The following is a 16842-nucleotide window of genomic DNA, read 5'->3' as shown; positions in this document are numbered from 1 at the left end:
TCGGGTGTCTGTGGACAAAAATTCAGGAGTTTTCGATGAGCGTTATCCCGCATTTGATCAATGGTGAACTGGTGACCGAGAACGGTCGCGCGGTGGATGTATTCAACCCGTCTACCGGCCAGGCGATCCACAAGCTGCCACTGGCCACCCGCGAAACCATCCAGAAAGCCATCGATGCCGCCAAGGCTGCGTTCCCGGCCTGGCGCAACACGCCACCTGCCAAGCGTGCCCAGGTGATGTTCCGCTTCAAGCAACTGCTGGAGCAGAACGAGGCGCGCATCTCGCAATTGATCAGCGAAGAACACGGCAAGACCCTGGAAGACGCTGCCGGCGAACTGAAGCGCGGTATCGAGAACGTCGAGTTCGCCTGCGCCGCCCCGGAAATCCTCAAGGGCGAGTACAGCCGCAACGTCGGCCCGAACATTGACGCCTGGTCGGACTTCCAGCCGCTGGGCATTGTTGCCGGTATCACGCCGTTCAACTTCCCGGCCATGGTGCCGTTGTGGATGTACCCACTGGCGATCGTCTGCGGCAACTGCTTCATCCTCAAACCGTCCGAGCGAGATCCAAGCTCCACGCTGCTGATCGCTCAGCTGCTGCTGGAAGCGGGTCTGCCAAAAGGCGTAATGAGCGTGGTACACGGTGACAAGACTGCGGTAGACGCGTTGATCGAAGCGCCGGAAGTCAAAGCGCTGAGCTTCGTCGGTTCGACGCCCATTGCTGAATACATCTACGCCGAAGGCACCAAGCGCGGCAAGCGTGTGCAGGCACTGGGCGGCGCGAAGAATCATGCGGTGCTCATGCCCGATGCAGATCTGGACAACGCGGTCAGCGCACTGATGGGCGCGGCGTACGGTTCCTGCGGTGAGCGCTGCATGGCGATTTCGGTAGCCGTGTGTGTGGGCGACCAGGTTGCGGATGCGCTGGTGGCCAAACTGGTTCCACAGATCAAGGCGCTGAAAATTGGTGCCGGCACTTCCTGTGGTCTGGACATGGGACCGCTGGTTACCGGTCAAGCTCGCGACAAGGTCAGCGGTTATGTGGATGACGGCGTGTCAGCGGGCGCGACTCTGGTGGTCGACGGTCGTGGTCTGAGCGTGGCAGGGCATGAGGAAGGCTTCTTCCTGGGTGGCTGCCTGTTCGACAACGTCACCCCTGAGATGCGCATCTATAAAGAAGAGATCTTCGGTCCGGTGCTGTGCGTTGTTCGCGTCAACAGCCTGGAAGAGGCTATGCAACTGATCAACGATCACGAATACGGTAACGGCACCTGCATCTTCACCCGTGATGGTGAGGCGGCGCGTCTGTTCTGTGATGAGATCGAAGTCGGCATGGTTGGCGTCAACGTTCCTCTGCCGGTGCCGGTGGCTTACCACAGCTTTGGCGGCTGGAAGCGTTCGCTGTTCGGCGACCTGCATGCCTACGGCCCGGATGGCGTGCGCTTCTACACACGTCGCAAGGCGATCACTCAGCGCTGGCCTCAGCGTGCGAGCCATGAGGCTTCGCAGTTCGCATTCCCTAGCTTATAAGTAGAAGGGCATGCAGAAGGCCGACCTTTTAAGGTCGGCCTTTGCGTTTTCGGGCTTTTTTGACTGATATGACAGAATTATGAAAATAGCGGTTGACGGCAGATTCCAGACGTCTATAATTCGCCCCACTTCCGGCGCAGTCGAAACGGAAAACTCCTTGAGATTCAATGAGTTAAGTAGGTTTCGAGAGCGGGTCGCTTCAATTCATCGAGGCCTGGAAGAAGTTGAAAGAGCGGTGATGTTTGGCTCTTTTAACGGTTCGATCTTCTCGGTCGAAAGCGGAGAAAAAGAGGTGTTGACAACAGCGAGTAACGCTGTAGAATTCGCCTCCCGCTAACGAGAGATCGGAAGCGCAAGTGGTTGAAGTTGTTGAAGAATTCTTCGAAAACTTCTGAAAATAATCACTTGACAGCAAATGAGGCTGCTGTAGAATGCGCGCCTCGGTTGAGACGAAAGATCTTAACCAACCGCTCTTTAACAACTGAATCAAGCAATTCGTGTGGGTGCTTGTGGAGTCAGACTGATAGTCAACAAGATTATCAGCATCACAAGTTACTCCGCGAGAAATCAAAGATGTAACCAACGATTGCTGAGCCAAGTTTAGGGTTTCTTAAAAACCCAAAGATGTTTGAACTGAAGAGTTTGATCATGGCTCAGATTGAACGCTGGCGGCAGGCCTAACACATGCAAGTCGAGCGGATGACAGGAGCTTGCTCCTGAATTCAGCGGCGGACGGGTGAGTAATGCCTAGGAATCTGCCTGGTAGTGGGGGACAACGTTTCGAAAGGAACGCTAATACCGCATACGTCCTACGGGAGAAAGCAGGGGACCTTCGGGCCTTGCGCTATCAGATGAGCCTAGGTCGGATTAGCTAGTTGGTGAGGTAATGGCTCACCAAGGCGACGATCCGTAACTGGTCTGAGAGGATGATCAGTCACACTGGAACTGAGACACGGTCCAGACTCCTACGGGAGGCAGCAGTGGGGAATATTGGACAATGGGCGAAAGCCTGATCCAGCCATGCCGCGTGTGTGAAGAAGGTCTTCGGATTGTAAAGCACTTTAAGTTGGGAGGAAGGGCATTAACCTAATACGTTAGTGTTTTGACGTTACCGACAGAATAAGCACCGGCTAACTCTGTGCCAGCAGCCGCGGTAATACAGAGGGTGCAAGCGTTAATCGGAATTACTGGGCGTAAAGCGCGCGTAGGTGGTTTGTTAAGTTGGATGTGAAATCCCCGGGCTCAACCTGGGAACTGCATTCAAAACTGACAAGCTAGAGTATGGTAGAGGGTGGTGGAATTTCCTGTGTAGCGGTGAAATGCGTAGATATAGGAAGGAACACCAGTGGCGAAGGCGACCACCTGGACTGATACTGACACTGAGGTGCGAAAGCGTGGGGAGCAAACAGGATTAGATACCCTGGTAGTCCACGCCGTAAACGATGTCAACTAGCCGTTGGGAGCCTTGAGCTCTTAGTGGCGCAGCTAACGCATTAAGTTGACCGCCTGGGGAGTACGGCCGCAAGGTTAAAACTCAAATGAATTGACGGGGGCCCGCACAAGCGGTGGAGCATGTGGTTTAATTCGAAGCAACGCGAAGAACCTTACCAGGCCTTGACATCCAATGAACTTTCCAGAGATGGATTGGTGCCTTCGGGAACATTGAGACAGGTGCTGCATGGCTGTCGTCAGCTCGTGTCGTGAGATGTTGGGTTAAGTCCCGTAACGAGCGCAACCCTTGTCCTTAGTTACCAGCACGTAATGGTGGGCACTCTAAGGAGACTGCCGGTGACAAACCGGAGGAAGGTGGGGATGACGTCAAGTCATCATGGCCCTTACGGCCTGGGCTACACACGTGCTACAATGGTCGGTACAAAGGGTTGCCAAGCCGCGAGGTGGAGCTAATCCCATAAAACCGATCGTAGTCCGGATCGCAGTCTGCAACTCGACTGCGTGAAGTCGGAATCGCTAGTAATCGTGAATCAGAATGTCACGGTGAATACGTTCCCGGGCCTTGTACACACCGCCCGTCACACCATGGGAGTGGGTTGCACCAGAAGTAGCTAGTCTAACCTTCGGGAGGACGGTTACCACGGTGTGATTCATGACTGGGGTGAAGTCGTAACAAGGTAGCCGTAGGGGAACCTGCGGCTGGATCACCTCCTTAATCGACGACATCAGCTGCTCCATGAGCTCCCACACGAATTGCTTGATTCATTGAAGAAGACGATAGAAGCAGCCCGAAATTGGGTCTGTAGCTCAGTTGGTTAGAGCGCACCCCTGATAAGGGTGAGGTCGGCAGTTCGAATCTGCCCAGACCCACCAATTTTGTGTGGGAAACGCCTGTAGAAATACGGGGCCATAGCTCAGCTGGGAGAGCGCCTGCCTTGCACGCAGGAGGTCAGCGGTTCGATCCCGCTTGGCTCCACCACTACTGCTTCTGACGTATGAAAGCTTAGAAATGAGCATTCCATTGAAAGATGGTGAATGTTGATTTCTAGTCTTTGATTAGATCGTTCTTTAAAAATTTGGGTATGTGATAGAAAGATAGACTGAACGTTACTTTCACTGGTAACGGATCAGGCTAAGGTAAAATTTGTGAGTTACTCTGAATTGAGTATTATCGAATTTTCGGCGAATGTCGTCTTCACAGTATAACCAGATTGCTTGGGGTTATATGGTCAAGTGAAGAAGCGCATACGGTGGATGCCTTGGCAGTCAGAGGCGATGAAAGACGTGGTAGCCTGCGAAAAGCTTCGGGGAGTCGGCAAACAGACTTTGATCCGGAGATGTCTGAATGGGGGAACCCAGCCATCATAAGATGGTTATCTTGTACTGAATACATAGGTGCAAGAGGCGAACCAGGGGAACTGAAACATCTAAGTACCCTGAGGAAAAGAAATCAACCGAGATTCCCTTAGTAGTGGCGAGCGAACGGGGACTAGCCCTTAAGTGGCTTTGAGATTAGCGGAACGCTCTGGAAAGTGCGGCCATAGTGGGTGATAGCCCTGTACGCGAAAATCTCTTAGTCATGAAATCGAGTAGGACGGAGCACGAGAAACTTTGTCTGAATATGGGGGGACCATCCTCCAAGGCTAAATACTACTGACTGACCGATAGTGAACTAGTACCGTGAGGGAAAGGCGAAAAGAACCCCGGAGAGGGGAGTGAAATAGATCCTGAAACCGTATGCGTACAAGCAGTGGGAGCAGACTTTGTTCTGTGACTGCGTACCTTTTGTATAATGGGTCAGCGACTTATTTTCAGTGGCGAGCTTAACCGAATAGGGGAGGCGTAGCGAAAGCGAGTCTTAATAGGGCGTCTAGTCGCTGGGAATAGACCCGAAACCGGGCGATCTATCCATGGGCAGGTTGAAGGTTGGGTAACACTAACTGGAGGACCGAACCGACTACCGTTGAAAAGTTAGCGGATGACCTGTGGATCGGAGTGAAAGGCTAATCAAGCTCGGAGATAGCTGGTTCTCCTCGAAAGCTATTTAGGTAGCGCCTCATGTATCACTGTAGGGGGTAGAGCACTGTTTCGGCTAGGGGGTCATCCCGACTTACCAAACCGATGCAAACTCCGAATACCTACAAGTGCCGAGCATGGGAGACACACGGCGGGTGCTAACGTCCGTCGTGAAAAGGGAAACAACCCAGACCGTCAGCTAAGGTCCCAAAGTTATGGTTAAGTGGGAAACGATGTGGGAAGGCTTAGACAGCTAGGAGGTTGGCTTAGAAGCAGCCACCCTTTAAAGAAAGCGTAATAGCTCACTAGTCGAGTCGGCCTGCGCGGAAGATGTAACGGGGCTCAAACCATACACCGAAGCTACGGGTATCATCTTAGGATGATGCGGTAGAGGAGCGTTCTGTAAGCCTGTGAAGGTGAGTTGAGAAGCTTGCTGGAGGTATCAGAAGTGCGAATGCTGACATGAGTAACGACAATGGGTGTGAAAAACACCCACGCCGAAAGACCAAGGTTTCCTGCGCAACGTTAATCGACGCAGGGTTAGTCGGTCCCTAAGGCGAGGCTGAAAAGCGTAGTCGATGGAAAACAGGTTAATATTCCTGTACTTCTGGTTATTGCGATGGAGGGACGGAGAAGGCTAGGCCAGCTTGGCGTTGGTTGTCCAAGTTTAAGGTGGTAGGCTGGAATCTTAGGTAAATCCGGGATTCTAAGGCCGAGAGCTGATGACGAGTTATCTTTTAGATGACGAAGTGGTTGATGCCATGCTTCCAAGAAAAGCTTCTAAGCTTCAGGTAACCAGGAACCGTACCCCAAACCGACACAGGTGGTTGGGTAGAGAATACCAAGGCGCTTGAGAGAACTCGGGTGAAGGAACTAGGCAAAATGGCACCGTAACTTCGGGAGAAGGTGCGCCGGTGAGGGTGAAGGACTTGCTCCGTAAGCTCATGCCGGTCGAAGATACCAGGCCGCTGCGACTGTTTATTAAAAACACAGCACTCTGCAAACACGAAAGTGGACGTATAGGGTGTGACGCCTGCCCGGTGCCGGAAGGTTAATTGATGGGGTTAGCTAACGCGAAGCTCTTGATCGAAGCCCCGGTAAACGGCGGCCGTAACTATAACGGTCCTAAGGTAGCGAAATTCCTTGTCGGGTAAGTTCCGACCTGCACGAATGGCGTAACGATGGCGGCGCTGTCTCCACCCGAGACTCAGTGAAATTGAAATCGCTGTGAAGATGCAGTGTATCCGCGGCTAGACGGAAAGACCCCGTGAACCTTTACTATAGCTTTGCACTGGACTTTGAATTTGCTTGTGTAGGATAGGTGGGAGGCTTTGAAGCGTGGACGCCAGTTCGCGTGGAGCCAACCTTGAAATACCACCCTGGCAACTTTGAGGTTCTAACTCAGGTCCGTTATCCGGATCGAGGACAGTGTATGGTGGGTAGTTTGACTGGGGCGGTCTCCTCCTAAAGAGTAACGGAGGAGTACGAAGGTGCGCTCAGACCGGTCGGAAATCGGTCGTAGAGTATAAAGGCAAAAGCGCGCTTGACTGCGAGACAGACACGTCGAGCAGGTACGAAAGTAGGTCTTAGTGATCCGGTGGTTCTGTATGGAAGGGCCATCGCTCAACGGATAAAAGGTACTCCGGGGATAACAGGCTGATACCGCCCAAGAGTTCATATCGACGGCGGTGTTTGGCACCTCGATGTCGGCTCATCACATCCTGGGGCTGAAGCCGGTCCCAAGGGTATGGCTGTTCGCCATTTAAAGTGGTACGCGAGCTGGGTTTAGAACGTCGTGAGACAGTTCGGTCCCTATCTGCCGTGGACGTTTGAGATTTGAGAGGGGCTGCTCCTAGTACGAGAGGACCGGAGTGGACGAACCTCTGGTGTTCCGGTTGTCACGCCAGTGGCATTGCCGGGTAGCTATGTTCGGGAAAGATAACCGCTGAAAGCATCTAAGCGGGAAACTTGCCTCAAGATGAGATCTCACTGGAACCTTGAGTTCCCTAAAGGGCCGTCGAAGACTACGACGTTGATAGGTTGGGTGTGTAAGCGCTGTGAGGCGTTGAGCTAACCAATACTAATTGCCCGTGAGGCTTGACCATATAACACCCAAGCAATTTGCGTCGAAAGGCCAGATTGCGGTGTGTGAAGACGAAACGAACCGAAAGTTCGATGTTCACAAAACACCGAAAGCTGTCACATACCCAATTTGCTGAAGCGAGACCACTTGGTCACGACTCAGTACCCGAATTTCTTGACGACCATAGAGCGTTGGAACCACCTGATCCCATCCCGAACTCAGCAGTGAAACGATGCATCGCCGATGGTAGTGTGGGGTTTCCCCATGTGAGAGTAGGTCATCGTCAAGATTAAATTCCGAAACCCCAATTGCGAAAGCAGTTGGGGTTTTGTTTTGTCCGCAGGAAAGTTCTTACGGCATTCTCGGACCTCGTCCGGCTGTTATAGCGCGCCGACAATGCTAAGGTTCTGACCTGGTTTTCGTACTTTTCCAAGGAAGTCTTTATGCCGGACGCCCAGTCCCTCAACGCTGCATTCATGGTGGTTCAGAGCAATAGCCTGGACGAACTGCGCAGCTTGGTGGTCAGCATCATGCGGCGCTATCCGCTGGCTCCCCTGGAGAACGAAATTGCGTTGGTGCAGAGTAATGGCATCGCCCAATGGCTAAAGCTGGCCCTGGCTGAAGATCCAGAAGAAGACGACCTCGGTGGTTGCGGCATCGCCGCAGCGATTGATGTGCAACTGCCCGGTAGCTTTATGTGGCAGCTCTATCGCATGGTTTTAGGGCGAGAAGAAATTCCGGCCAAATCCCTGCTCGATAAAGCGCCACTAACCTGGCGCCTCATGCGGTTGCTACCCCAAGTCATCGACCGCGCGCATTTCGAGCCGCTGCAACGCTTCCTTACCCATGACACTGACTTGCGCAAGCGCTATCAATTGTCTGAGCGTCTAGCGGATCTTTTCGACCAATATCAGGTGTATCGGGCTGACTGGCTTGAGGATTGGGCCGAAGGGCGGCATCAATTACGAAATGTCAGAGGCGAAGTAAAACCTTTGCCCGCTACCAGCTGCTGGCAAGCCGAACTGTGGCGTGCACTACTGAATGACGTGGGTGAACAAGGCATGGCGCAGAGTCGCGCCGGGGTTCACCAGCGATTCATCGAGCGGATCAACAACCTTGCGAAAGCTCCTGCTGGACTACCATCGCGAGTGATTGTTTTCGGGATTTCGTCGTTACCGGCCCAAGTCCTTGAAGCGCTGGCCGGACTCGCGCGTTTCAGCCAGGTTCTGTTGTGTGTGCATAACCCTTGCCGTCACCACTGGGCCGATATCGTCGCGGACAAGGATTTGCTGCGTCACCAATACAAGCGACAGTCGCGCAAGAGCGGAATGCCCGTCGTGCTGGATCCCGAAACACTGCATCAGCATGCCCATCCATTATTGGCAGCATGGGGTAAGCAAGGTCGCGACTACATTAGCCTGCTCGACAGTTACGACGATCCCAACAGCTACCGCGCCGTATTTCGCGACGGCCGCATTGACCTGTTCAGCGAATCTGAGCCACACAATCTGCTCAATCAACTTCAGGACGATATCCTGGAGCTGCGTCCACTCAACGAGACCCGCGAGCACTGGCCGGCTGTTGATCTCAATGAAGACGATTCGATCCGTTTTCACATTGCCCACAGCGCTCAGCGCGAAGTGGAAATCCTGCATGACCAGCTACTGGCGCGCTTCAGTGCCAATCCGAGTCTGCGTCCTCGCGATGTGATCGTAATGGTGCCGGATGTCGACAGTTACGCACCGCATATACGCGCGGTGTTTGGTCAACTCGACCGGTATGATCCACGCTTCATTCCCTTCACATTGGCGGATCAGGGGCAACGTGGCCGTGACCCATTACTGATCGCGGTCGAGCACCTGCTCAAGCTGCCGGACAGTCGTTTCCCCGTCAGCGAAATCCTCGACCTGCTCGACGTTCCGGCATTACGTGCCCGGTTCGGCGTAGAAGAGCGGGACCTGCCAACACTGCATCGCTGGATCGAAGGGGCGGGTGTCCGTTGGGGAATGAACGCTGAGCAGCGTGCCGGGCTCGGGCTGCCGGTCGAACTTGAACAGAACAGCTGGCATTTTGGCCTGCGCCGAATGCTCTTGGGTTACGCCGTCGGTACCGCCAATGCCTGCTCAGGGATTGAACCGTATGATGAAATCGGCGGCCTGGATGCCGCATTGATCGGGCCGTTGGTAGCGTTGCTCGATGCTCTGGAACTCGCCCATCAGCAGCTCACACAACCGGCTCAGCCCAAAGAGTGGGGGCAGCGACTGCAAGCGCTGATGCAGCTGTTCTTCAAAGCCAGTAATGAACATGACGACTACTTGCTTACCCAACTGGAAGAGCTTCGTGAAACATGGCTGGAGACCTGTGAGACGGTAGGTCTGGTCGATGAACTGCCGCTGACGGTCGTCCGTGAAGCCTGGCTCGCTGGCCTGGATCAGGGGCGTTTGTCTCAGCGCTTCCTGGCCGGTGCGGTGAACTTTTGTACGTTGATGCCCATGCGCGCGATTCCCTTCAAGCTGGTTTGTTTGTTGGGGATGAACGACGGTGACTACCCCCGTGCGCAACCCCCGCTGGATTTCGATCTGATGGGCAGCGACTACCGCCCTGGAGACCGCTCGCGGCGTGAAGATGACCGCTATCTGTTGCTCGAGGCGCTCCTGTCGGCACGTGATCAGCTCTATATCAGCTGGGTCGGCCGCAGCATTCGCGACAACAGTGAGCGACCAGCGTCGGTGCTGATTGGCCAGTTGCGTGATCACCTCGCTAGCGGCTGGCGATTGATCGACGAAAGCCAGGATCTGTTAGGCGCCATGACCGAAGAGCATCCGCTGCAGCCGTTCAGTGCGCGCTATTTCCATGAAGGCGATCAACTGTTCAGCTATGCCAGTGAGTGGCAGGTGTTGCATCAACAGCATGCGCCCCAGGCCCACGCTGAATTACTCACGCCTTACGTTCAGGAAGAACCTCTGAGCCTGGCCCTGCTGCAGGATTTCCTGCGTAACCCGACACGACATTTTTTTACCCAACGCCTCAAGGTGTATTTCGAAGCCGCCGAAGCTCCGCTGGCCGATGAAGAACCTTTTGTGCTGGACGCATTGCAGCGCTATACGCTCAGCGACAGCCTGCTCGAAGCCGCCCTCAGACAACCGGACAATATCGATCAGGCACTCGAGGCTCAGGCTCGACGCTTGCAAAACAGCGGATTGTTGCCCATGGCCGGTTTTGGCGAATGCCTGCAGCGGGAGCTGATCGAACCGCTTCCCGACCTGTTGCAACGTTATCAACAGCTACTGACGTTATGGCCGACACCGGTGACCAGCGCGATCCCGGTCAATCTCGATTTACAGGGTTTGCGGCTTGAGGGCTGGCTCGCAGGCCTGCATCAGCGTGCTGATGGTGGCCTGTTAGCCGTCACGACCATTCCCAACAGCATCGGCTCGATCAAGAGTCGTAAGTGGCATCGGCTGACCAAACCGTGGGTCAATCATCTTGCCGCCTGCGCCAGCGGACTTTCACTGACCACGGCATTGGTCGCCAGTGACGACACATTACTGCTGGAGCCAATGGAGCAAGCCCGCGCGCTTAGTCTCCTTGGCGATTTACTCCTCGCCTGGCAGGCCGGCATGCGCCAACCATTGCCGGTTGCGGTAAAGACCGCATTCGCCTGGCTGTCGCAGACCGACCCAGTCAAAGCTGACGCTGCTGCCCGTAAAGCCTACGAAGGTGACGGGCAGACCAGCGAAGGTGAACGCCGTGAGAGTCCGGCATTGTCCCGACATTTTGCCGACTTCGACGCATTACTCGCGGACGAGACGTTCTCCGGTTGGTGCGACACTCTCTACCGCCCCCTGCATGAAGCTCCTTGGCGTTCATTGTCCAGCGAAGGTCCACGCTCATGAGCACGAAGACACCGCTGGCCCTAGCGTTCCCTCTGCGTGGCAGCCAGTTAATCGAAGCCAGTGCCGGTACCGGCAAAACCTTCACCATTTCTGCGCTCTATCTGCGGCTCATCCTCGGGCACGGCGGTGAGTTGAGCGGGTTTGCCCGCGAGTTGTTGCCTCCGCAGATCCTCGTGGTGACGTTTACCGACGCGGCGACCAAAGAGCTGCGCGAGCGAATTCGTACGCGGTTGGCCGAGGCGGCGAGGTTTTTTCGCGACGAGACCCCGGCCCCTGACGGACTGATCGCTGACCTGCGCGATCAGTTCGATCCTCAGCAATGGCCTGGCTGTGCCAATCGCCTCGATATCGCTGCGCAATGGATGGATGAAGCCGCCGTCTCGACCATCCACAGCTGGTGTCAGCGCATGCTGCGCGAGCATGCGTTCGACAGCGGCAGCCTGTTCACTCAATCCCTGGAAACCGATCACAGCGATTTGCTGGGTGAAGTGCTGCGTGATTACTGGCGGCTGTTCTGTTACCCGATGCAGGGAGATGCGCTGAATTGGGTTCGTAGCAACTGGGGTGGACCTGCAGCGTTGCTACCCCGAGTGCGCGGACTGTTCGCCAGTGAGCGCGACAGCGATCAAGGCAAGGCACCCGCAGAGCTTATCGAGGAGTGTTTGCAGGAGCGCCGCTCGGCATTGATCGAGTTGAAGATGCCTTGGCGTCAATGGGCGGACGAGTTGCTCGCCATCTGTCATCAAGGCGTTGCCAGCAAGACTGTCGATGGTCGCAAGATGCAGGCGCGTTACTTTGAGCCCTGGTTCGAGAAGCTCAAGGCTTGGGCCGAAGACGAGTCTTTGGAGCAACTGGACATCGGCACCGGCTTCACCCGCCTGACCCCCGACGGCATGGCCGAAGCGTGGAAGGGGCAGGCCCCAAGTCACCCCGGTCTCGATGCTATGTCCGGGCTCAAATCGAGTCTTGATGCACTGCCAACACCTGATGCCGCTGTCCTGCAGCACGCCGCCAAATGGGTCGGCGCGCGCTTCGAAGAAGAGAAGCGCCGTCGTGCCGAAATGGGTTTCGACGACATGCTGCTACGCCTGGATGCCGCGCTGCAATCAGACGGCGGCGAACGCCTGGCAACGTTGATCCGTGAGCAATTCCCGGTCGCGTTGATTGACGAGTTCCAGGACACCGACCCGGTGCAATACCGCATCTTCGAAAGCATCTATCGCATCGAAGACAACAACCCGGATACCGGTTTGTTTCTGATCGGCGATCCCAAGCAAGCGATTTACGCTTTTCGCGGTGCGGACATCTACACCTATTTGCGTGCCCGTCAGGCCACCACCGGCCGACTGCATACGCTGGGCACCAATTTCCGCTCCAGTCACGGCATGGTCAAAGCGGTCAACCATGTATTCGAACGCGCCGAGTCCCGAGAGCTGGGACGCGGCGCGTTTTTGTTCCGGGAGAAAAACGGCAAGAACCCGGTGCCGTTTCAACCGGTCGAGTCGCAAGGTCGTAAAGAGACATTACAGATTGCCGGACAACACATTGGCGCATTGAATGTCTGGCACTTGTCCACAGACCAACCGCTGTCGGGAGCGGTTTATCGGCAACAGTTGGCGGCTGCCTGCGCGAGCGAAATAACGGCATTGCTCAATGGCGGGCAAACCGGCAGCGCGGGGTTTGTTCAGGGCGGTGAAGATTTCAGAGGGCTGCGGCCTTCGGACATCGCAATCCTCGTGCGCGACGGTAAAGAGGCTCAAGCGGTTCGCGGCGAGCTTGCCGCCCGCGGTGTGCGCAGCGTTTATCTGTCGGACAAGGATTCGGTGTTTGCAGCCCAAGAGGCCTACGACCTGCTGTCCTGGCTCAAAGCCTGCGCCGAGCCGGATGTCGAACGTTCGCTGAAAGCCGCGCTGGCCTGTATTACTCTGAACTTGCCACTGGTTGAACTGGAGCGGCTGAATCAGGACGAACTGGTTTGGGAAGCCCGAGTCATGCAGTTTCGTGGCTATCGCGAACTCTGGCGCAAGCAAGGCGTGCTGCCGATGTTGCGCCGCCTGCTTCACGACTTCCATTTGCCACAGACCTTGATGACACGCAGCGATGGCGAGCGGGTGCTGACCAACCTTCTTCACCTGTCCGAACTGATGCAACAGGCCGCCGCAGAGCTGGACGGTGAGCAAGCGCTGATCCGTCATCTGGCCGAGCTTCTGGCATTGTCGGGTCAGGCCGGTGAAGAGCAGATCCTGCGCCTGGAAAGTGACGAGCAACTGGTCAAGGTCGTGACCATCCACAAGTCTAAAGGCCTTGAGTATCCACTGGTGTTCCTGCCGTTCATCTGCTCGGCGAAACCCGTGGACGGTAGTCGATTGCCGCTGCACTACCACGACGCTACGGGCAAGGCTCAGGTGAGTCTCAAGCCGACCGTCGAGTTGATTGCGCAAGCGGATGAAGAGCGTCTCGCCGAAGATCTGCGTTTGCTCTATGTCGCCCTGACTCGTGCGCAACATGCCTGCTGGTTAGGCGTGACGGATCTCAAACGGGGCAATAACAACAGCTCGGTGCTGCACCTTTCTGCGCTCGGCTATCTGCTGGGTGGCGGTGCCTCTCTGGGTGAATCCAATGGACTCAACCGTTGGTTGCAAGACCTGCAGCAAGACTGCCCGGCTATCGACATCGGCGAAATGCCGCAACCCACCGACGAGCATTACCAACCACCGCGCAATGAAGCCGTCCTCAGTGCCACGTTGCTGCCCAAGCGCAAGGCCAGTGAGAACTGGTGGATCGCGTCCTATAGCGCGCTGCGCATCAGTGATGTGCTGAGTGTCGGCAGCGATGAAGCACCGGACAGCCCGCAAGCACAAAAGCTTTTCGATGACGAACGCCTCGACCCGGATGCGCCCCGAGAAATCATAACCGGCGGCGCCGATATCCATCGCTTCCCCCGTGGCCCCAACCCGGGAACGTTTCTTCACGGTTTGCTGGAGTGGGCAGGTGACGACGGTTTCGCCGTTTCCCGCGAGGCGCTGGAGGATGCGATTGGCCGGCGCTGCAACCTGCGTGGCTGGGAAGGCTGGATCACCACCCTCCGTGACTGGTTGCAACACCTGCTTAAGTCGCCACTGCCAATCGCTGACGCGCAGCCACCGGTGATTCTCGAACAGCTGACACAGTACCGAGTCGAGATGGAGTTCTGGTTCGCCAGCCATAAAGTTGACGTGCTGAAACTCGACGAACTGGTACGCCAATTCACCCACAACGGTGTGGCCCGGGTTGGCGCAGAGCCAGTGCAACTCAACGGCATGTTCAAAGGCTTCATCGACCTGACCTTTGAACACGATGGCCGCTATTACGTGGCCGACTACAAATCCAACTGGCTGGGTGTGGACGATCTGGCCTACACCGAGCACGCCATGGAACAATCGATTCTGGACAACCGCTACGACCTGCAATACGTGTTGTATCTGTTGGCGTTGCATCGTCAGCTCAAGGCCCGTTTGCCCGACTACGACTACGACCGGCATGTTGGCGGGGCGCTGTACCTGTTCTTGCGCGGCACGCGCTCAGACAGCCGCGGTGTGTACTTTGCCCGACCGCCTCGTGAGTTGATCGAGCGTCTCGACCGGATGTTCCAGGGCAAACCCGAGCCCAAGGCCGAACCCGCATGGGAACAGGGAGTCCTGCTATGAGCCGCACGTTTGCCGATCTGTTGCCGACACCGCTGGCAGCCGACAGCCTGTCGAGACTTTCGCCCCTGACAAGCGCCGATGATTTGCTGCTGTTGCTCACCCGTTGGGTCGAACGGGGCTGGCTGCGTGCGCTGGACAAGGCATTCGTCGCATTCCTTCACGAGCTTGAGCCCGATACCGATCCGTTGGTGCTGCTCGCTGCGGCGCTGACCAGTCATCAACTCGGCCACGGTCATGTTTGTCTGGATTTGTTCGAAACCCTTAAAGCCCCTGACTTTGCCTTGTCGCTGCCACCCGAAGGCGACGTGCAAGGGGGCGTGTTGTTGCTGCCTTCACAATTGCTTGAAGCACTCGATGGCGCGCATTGGTGCAAGGCGTTGGCGGGCAGTGGCCTGGTCGCGCTGGCAGCCGATACCCGCGAAGCCGCGCAGAATCGCCCACTGGTGCTGTCCGGAAAACGTTTATACCTGCGGCGCTACTGGGCTTACGAACGCCGCATCGATACGGCGTTGCGCCAGCGTCTCGCCCAGAGTGAGGCGACGCCGGATGACCTGCCACAACGGCTCAATGAGCTGTTCGGTTCTGCCAAAACCGATGCGGTGATCGACTGGCAGAAACTCGCCTGTGCCCTCGCTACCCGCGGTGCATTCAGTATCGTCACCGGTGGCCCGGGCACCGGCAAAACCACCACAGTGGTGCGCTTGCTTGCGTTGCTGCAAGCGCCAGCGGTGGAGGCTGGCCATCCGCTGCGAATTCGCCTGGCTGCACCGACAGGCAAAGCGGCTGCGCGATTGACCGAGTCCATCAGCCAACAAGTGCAATCGCTGAAAGTCGCCGAAGACGTACGCGCGAAAATCCCCTGCGACGTGACCACTGTGCACCGCTTGCTGGGCAGTCGTCCCGGCACTCGACACTTCCGCCACCATGCCGGCAACCGTTTACCGCTGGATGTACTGGTGGTCGACGAAGCGTCGATGATCGACCTGGAAATGATGGCCAACCTGCTCGACGCCCTGCCGGCCCATGCACGTCTGGTGCTGCTGGGTGACAAGGATCAGCTGGCGTCAGTAGAGGCCGGCGCCGTGTTGGGGGATTTGTGCCGTGACGCCGAAAGCGGTTGGTATAGCCCGCAGACTCGGCAATGGCTGGAGTCGGTCAGCGGTGAATCGTTGCAGGCCAGCGGCTTGCATGAGGACCTCGACGGCTCCCATCCGCTGGCGCAACAAGTGGTGATGTTGCGTCACTCCCGGCGCTTTGGCGAAGGGAGCGGTATCGGCCAGCTCGCACGCCGGGTCAATCAGCAGTTGCCGGATGAGGCGCGTCAGTTGCTGGTGGCAGGGCACTATGACGATGTGTATTCGTTGCCGCTCAAGGGCGAGCACGATCACCAGCTCGAGCGACTCTTGCTTGAGGGCCATGGCGATGGACCGCAAGGCTATCGGCATTATCTGAGCGTGCTGCGTGATCAGCGTCCACCGCTCGGCAGGCCGCTCGAACACCCGGACTGGATCAACTGGGCCCGGGAGGTCTTGCAGGCATTCGACACCTTCCAGCTGTTGTGTGCGGTGCGCAAGGGGCCGTGGGGTGTGGAAGGTTTGAATCAGCGCATCACCGCTGCGTTGCTCAAGGCGCGACTGATCGACAACGACCAGCAATGGTACGAAGGTCGGCCAGTGCTGATGACCCGCAATGACTACGGTCTGGGCCTGATGAACGGTGACATTGGCATTGCCCTCAAACTGCCCGAGCGCGAGGGGCCTGACGCCGGCAAACCGGTGCTGCGAGTGGCTTTTCCGCGCAACGATGGTCAGGGTGGCGTGCGCTTTGTGTTGCCGAGTCGTTTGAATGATGTCGAAACCGTCTACGCGATGACCGTACACAAATCTCAGGGGTCGGAGTTCGCCCATACCGCATTGATCCTGCCGGACGCCTTGAACCCCGTGCTGACCAAGGAGCTGATCTATACCGGCATCACCCGCGCCAAGCACTGGTTCACCTTGATCGAACCGCGTGCCGGAGTTTTTGAAGAGGCCGTGCAGCGCAAAGTAAAACGCTTGAGCGGGTTGATGCTGGAACTGGAGTAGGGCACCGAGCCCCGGGGATGAAGGTTTCGGTGGATGAGGCTGAGTACTGACCATCCGGTCAGGAGTCCGCGCCTCGCTGGTGATTCGGCGCTGTGC

Annotated in this window: 4 protein-coding genes, 2 tRNA genes and 3 rRNA genes; all 9 read left to right on the top strand. The window is 56.6% G+C overall.

The window, feature by feature from the left end; translation table 11 throughout:
* The first annotated feature begins 35 nt into the window (after positions 1 to 35).
* Positions 36 to 1529: a CoA-acylating methylmalonate-semialdehyde dehydrogenase gene (locus tag AB4P91_RS01930; RefSeq protein WP_395604212.1), complete on the top strand. Its 1494-nt coding sequence runs from the start codon at positions 36 to 38 to the stop codon at positions 1527 to 1529.
* A gap of 630 nt (positions 1530 to 2159) precedes the next feature.
* Positions 2160 to 3696: ribosomal RNA gene (locus AB4P91_RS01925) — 16S ribosomal RNA — on the top strand.
* A gap of 81 nt (positions 3697 to 3777) precedes the next feature.
* A tRNA-Ile gene (locus AB4P91_RS01920) sits at positions 3778 to 3854 on the top strand.
* A gap of 30 nt (positions 3855 to 3884) precedes the next feature.
* Positions 3885 to 3960: transfer RNA gene (locus AB4P91_RS01915), tRNA-Ala, on the top strand.
* A 248-nt stretch (positions 3961 to 4208) separates the two neighbouring features.
* A 23S ribosomal RNA gene (locus AB4P91_RS01910) occupies positions 4209 to 7102 on the top strand.
* 151 nt (positions 7103 to 7253) lie between these two features.
* Positions 7254 to 7369 (top strand): 5S ribosomal RNA (rrf, locus tag AB4P91_RS01905).
* The 16S, 23S and 5S rRNA genes sit together here with 2 tRNA genes alongside, the layout of an rRNA operon.
* Positions 7370 to 7523: 154 nt before the next feature.
* Complete coding sequence (gene recC / locus AB4P91_RS01900; protein ID WP_395604211.1) at positions 7524 to 10976, top strand: exodeoxyribonuclease V subunit gamma; 3453 nt, start codon at positions 7524 to 7526, stop codon at positions 10974 to 10976.
* Positions 10973 to 14662, top strand: coding sequence for an exodeoxyribonuclease V subunit beta (gene recB, locus AB4P91_RS01895; RefSeq protein WP_395604210.1), 3690 nt, complete (start codon positions 10973 to 10975; stop codon positions 14660 to 14662). The genes recC and recB overlap by 4 nt, the downstream gene beginning before the upstream one ends.
* The gene (recD, locus tag AB4P91_RS01890) at positions 14659 to 16746 is read left to right on the top strand and encodes an exodeoxyribonuclease V subunit alpha (RefSeq protein ID WP_395604209.1); all 2088 of its coding nucleotides are present in this window, start codon (positions 14659 to 14661) and stop codon (positions 16744 to 16746) included. Before recB ends, recD begins: the two co-directional genes overlap by 4 nt.
* The last annotated feature ends 96 nt before the right edge of the window (positions 16747 to 16842 follow it).

This window comes from Pseudomonas sp. B21128, assembly GCF_044218865.1.
GTDB classification, from domain to species: domain Bacteria; phylum Pseudomonadota; class Gammaproteobacteria; order Pseudomonadales; family Pseudomonadaceae; genus Aquipseudomonas; species Aquipseudomonas iridis.
Note: the sequence above shows the minus strand (reverse complement) of the source record. Positions and strands in the feature narration are given on the sequence as shown.